The organism is Micromonospora sp. NPDC003776 (assembly GCF_053605645.1).
In genome coordinates, this window is record NZ_JBSGJR010000808.1 from 1 (window position 1) to 2,343 (window position 2,343).

At 79.8% G+C, this 2,343-nt stretch carries 2 protein-coding genes; both read right to left on the minus strand.

Translation table 11 applies throughout. From position 1 onward, the window contains the following. Positions 1–1,385, minus strand: a 1,385-nt coding sequence (locus ACWEVO_RS35165; RefSeq protein ID WP_452311723.1) for a DNA polymerase Y family protein, incomplete at its 3' end; no start/stop codon positions are given. Next, positions 1,382–2,176: a hypothetical protein gene (locus ACWEVO_RS35170; protein WP_452311724.1), complete on the minus strand. Its 795-nt coding sequence runs from the start codon at positions 2,174–2,176 to the stop codon at positions 1,382–1,384. The genes ACWEVO_RS35165 and ACWEVO_RS35170, both read right to left, overlap by 4 nt. Between the last annotated feature and the right edge of the window lie 167 nt (positions 2,177–2,343).

Sequence of the window (2,343 nt, forward strand, 5' to 3'; positions counted from 1 at the left end):
GCCACGGTCTGCGCCCATCCCGAGTGGATCGAGGGCTGGCTGCCGGGCCCGGTCGGCCCCGGGCCGTCCGGCGGGGTCGGCTCGCCCGTGATCGGCCCGGCCGGCCCGGCCGGCAGGGGCGGCGGGGGCGGCCCGGCCGGCAGGGGCGGCGGGCCGGGGCGGGCGGGCCGGCGCTCGTCGCCCCACGGGACCAGGCGGGTCTGGTCGGCCGGGGAGCGGCCCCCGCCGAGCACGGCGGTGACCACCGCCTCGGGACCGAGGATGCCCTGCACCCGGCTCAACGCGCGGTGCGCCCGCTCCCGCTCCTCGCCGGTCTCCCCCCACAGCCCGGGTTGCAGGCCGGCCTGGACGAGCACCCCGTCCGGCACCAGCCGCAGCCGGATGATCCCGGCGGTGGGGCGGGTCGGGCGCGCGCCGCCCCGGCCGTTGCTGCCGGAGAGCCAGCCGTCCAACTGCCAGCGGACCCGGTCGGCGATGGCCGCGGCAGTGAGCAGGCCGTCGTGCCGCCAGACCCGGTGCAGTTCCTGACCGTGCGCGGTGACCGCCTCGATGCCGAGCCGGGTGCAGGCCAGCCCGTACCCGGCGAGCCGCTCGTGCAGCTGCTCGGCCAGCATCCGGGCCGCGAACGCCGCCGCGTCGACCCGGTCGAGCGGCTCGTCGTAGTCGGCGGTGACGGCCAGGTCGGCCGGCGGCTGCCGGACCGCGAGCGGCCGGTGGTCCCGGCCGGCGGCCAGCCGGTGGGCCAGCGCCCCGTCGAACCCGAACCGGGCCAGCACGTCGCCGGCGGGCAGGGCGGCGAAGTCGCCGAGGGTGCGTACCCCCAAACGGCGCAGCAGGTCGGTCAGGGCGGGCCGGCCGAGCGCCTCGACGGGCAGCGCGGCCAGGAAGTCGGGGCTCCCGCCGGGCGGCACGATCCGCCCGTCCCGGGCGGCCAGCCCGGCGGCGAAGACCCCGTCGGCGATGCCGACCTGGCTCTCCACGGCGCAGGTCTGGGCGACGTGCTCGACGATCCGCTCGGCCGCCGCCTCCTCGCCGCCGAGGTAACGGCTCGGGCCCCGGGCGGCCAGTGCGCAGGCCCCGGGCCGGAGCACCTCCACCCCGGCGGCCACCTCCTCGACGGCGGCCACCACCGGCTCGAACGCCCGGGCGTCCCGGCCGGGATCGTGGTCGACGACGGTGAGCTGTGGGCAGCGCCCCTGCGCCTCCCGGCGGCGCAGCCCGCGGCGGACGCCCTCGGCGCGGGCCCGCTCGGAGCAGGCGACCACCCGGTTGGCGTGCAGCACCACGACCGGGTCGGTGGCGGGCACCCCGTCGACGATCTCGGCGGCGAGGACCGGCCAGTCCGGGCACCAGAGCAGCAGGGTCCGCACCGGCGCACCGGTCATGCCGACCCGACCACGGTGAACGCGCCGCGCCGGGATCCGGCGGCGGCAGCGGGCCCGGTGGCCGGCGCCACCACGCGCAGCGACGCGGTACGCGCCGGCCGCGCCGCGCCGCCGGCCCCGGCCGACCGGGGGATGACCCGGGTCAGCTCGTCGCCGGGCAGCCAGACCTTGATCTCCTTGGGGCGGGCGGCGGCGCCCCGTCCCCGCGCCGAGACGGTCACCTCCCGGCGGCGCAGCCGGCCCCGGCCCGCCCCGAGCCCCTCCCAGACCCCGCGGACCACCTGGAGTGTGACGTCCGCGCCGTCCCACCGGCCGTACGGGACGAGCACGCTGCCGCGCTGCCGGGCCCGGGCGGCCAGCCGGTTGGCGACGGACGCGGAGACCGTGGTCGGCACGGCGGTGACCACCACGTCCACCCCGTCGATGAGCGCGGCGACGACGGTGGGCCACTCGGGGCCCGGATTCGGCACCAGGGCGAGCCGGTCCAGGGCGATCCCGGCCTCGGCCGCCGCGCCGGCCCCGAAGGTGGGCACCCCGACCACGGCGCACCACGAGCCGGCCCGGGACGCCTCGGCGAGCAGGGCGAGGATCAGCGAGGTCCCGCCACTGCGCCGGGGCTGCCCGGTGCCGACCGCGATGGTGCTGCCGCGCCGCAGCCCGCGGTGGGGCAGCAGCCCGGTCAACTCACGCCGGACGGGCAGCACCCGGTGGCCGCCCGCCGGATCCGGCGCGCTCGCCGGGCGCACCAGCTCGGCCAGTGCGGCGGAACCGACCACCATGCGGCCCGCCATCGGGCTACCCCCCGTCGTGTCGCGCGGGGTCGTCCCCCGTCAGGTGCTGGATGTGCTGGGTGCTGGAGCAGGACGTGCGCCGGGCGACGCGAAGCGGCGTCCGGCCGCCACCCGGGGTCCCGCCGGTGGCGGCAGATCGGAAGAGCGGCGGGGAGGGAAAGAGTGGA

Coding starts and splice junctions, on each gene's coding strand:
- ACWEVO_RS35170 (WP_452311724.1), bottom strand. CDS start 2,176: ATGGCGGGCCGCATGGTGGTCGGTTCCGCCGCACTGGCCGAGCTGGTG.